This is a genomic window from Streptococcus sp. CCH8-H5 (genome assembly GCF_001556505.1).
GTDB lineage: Bacteria > Bacillota > Bacilli > Lactobacillales > Streptococcaceae > Streptococcus.
In genome coordinates this window covers 1-1,231 of record NZ_LSIZ01000057.1, presented here as the reverse complement: position 1 = coordinate 1,231, position 1,231 = coordinate 1, and the positions used below count along the sequence as shown (strand labels likewise).

Below are 1,231 nucleotides of genomic sequence, written 5' to 3'. Positions count from 1 at the left end.
CAATCCGTGCCCTTGTAAAACACATCAAACAATTGTCAGATGACGAAATCATGGATGTTGAAATTCCAAACTTCCCACCATTGGTATTTGAATTTGACGAAAAATTGAATGTTGTTTCTGAATACTACCTTGGAAAATAATTATAAAAGATAAAAGGCGGGATTTATTCCGCCTTTTTTTGAGAAGTGACTCTCGGTTCGTCTCACTTTGTAAGGTGAGATGAACCGAGGAGATAATTAGTCTAGGGTTTCGATATACTTCAGTCCCCAACTTTCAATGGCATCTAGGACACCTTGAAATTTTCTACCCATTTCAGTTAGACTGTATTCGACCCGTGGGGGAACTTCAGCATAGACTTTACGCTCCACGATTTTATCCTTCTCGAGCTGTCTGAGGTGTCGTGTTAGAATGGTTTGGGTAATGCCAGGAATTAGACGTTGTAGTTCATTAAAACGCTTAGTCCCCGTACTGAGTTGATAGATGATGACTAGAGCCCATTTGCCTGTTAGTACACGCTGCGTCGTGGCAAAAGGACAAATTCCGTATTCACTGACTTTGGTTACCATAATTCCTCCAAATTTTTTAAAATTATTCTCTTATTTGACAATAATAGTATCGTATTTGATACTAGATAACAATAAAGTGCCTACTTGTCTTTTTGTTAGTAAGTGATAATATTATATCATAAATAAAAGAAACGAGGAGTAACTCATGTCAGTAAATTTAGAAATTTTTAATGCATATAACAATGGTCTTATAACAGGTGATTTTCCAGCTGTTTTTGAGACTATGGCAGATGATATTATCTGGCACCAGCCAGGTCAGCATAGTAATTCCGGTACAGTTGTTGGAAAAAAAGCACTTGGAGCACACTTGGCTCAATTTTCAGAAAAAACAAACGGTACCTTCAAAGTATTGACTAACTGGGTGTCTGAAAATATTGACCTTGTAGCAGCCAATGTGACCTTTGTCGGAACTCGCCCAGACGGCGAGGAACTCAACATGAATGGTATTGATCTTTTTCGCATGGATGATGGAAAGATCAAGGAAGTTTGGCTCTTTTCATCAGATCAAGCAGTAGAAGATGCTTTCTGGGGTTAGACAGTAAATTAATCTATAATCTGAAATGAAATTTGATTTATGGATCGTGATGATGAGCACTCAGCACACACTGATCGTCGTTACGCTTCACTTGATGACTCAGTAATTCCAGATGCTGAAAACTTGAAAG

2 protein-coding genes and 2 pseudogenes are annotated in these 1,231 nt (G+C 38.1%); 3 read left to right on the top strand and 1 reads right to left on the bottom strand.

The window, feature by feature from the left end; genetic code table 11:
• A pseudogene (locus AX663_RS04245) lies at positions 1-140 on the top strand (phosphoglycerate mutase); the annotation flags it as partial.
• 96 nt (positions 141-236) lie between these two features.
• On the opposite strand, the gene AX663_RS04240 reads toward AX663_RS04245, so the two are convergent.
• The gene (locus tag AX663_RS04240; protein WP_060972794.1) at positions 237-566 is read right to left on the bottom strand and encodes a winged helix-turn-helix transcriptional regulator; all 330 of its coding nucleotides are present in this window, start codon (positions 564-566) and stop codon (positions 237-239) included.
• Between the two features lie 145 nt (positions 567-711).
• On the opposite strand from AX663_RS04240, the gene AX663_RS04235 reads away from it, so the two are divergent.
• Both AX663_RS04235 and AX663_RS10320 read left to right on the top strand, forming a co-directional pair.
• A complete protein-coding gene (locus tag AX663_RS04235) occupies positions 712-1,101 on the top strand; it encodes a nuclear transport factor 2 family protein (RefSeq protein ID WP_060972793.1) in 390 nt (129 codons plus the stop codon).
• A 39-nt stretch (positions 1,102-1,140) separates the two neighbouring features.
• Positions 1,141-1,231: pseudogene (locus AX663_RS10320) on the top strand (phosphoglycerate mutase); the annotation flags it as partial.

Excerpts from the sequence above, each read along its gene's own strand:
- AX663_RS04235 (WP_060972793.1), top strand. The coding sequence starts at position 712 with ATGTCAGTAAATTTAGAAATTTTTAATGCATATAACAATGGTCTTATA.
- AX663_RS04240 (WP_060972794.1), bottom strand. The coding sequence starts at position 566 with ATGGTAACCAAAGTCAGTGAATACGGAATTTGTCCTTTTGCCACGACG.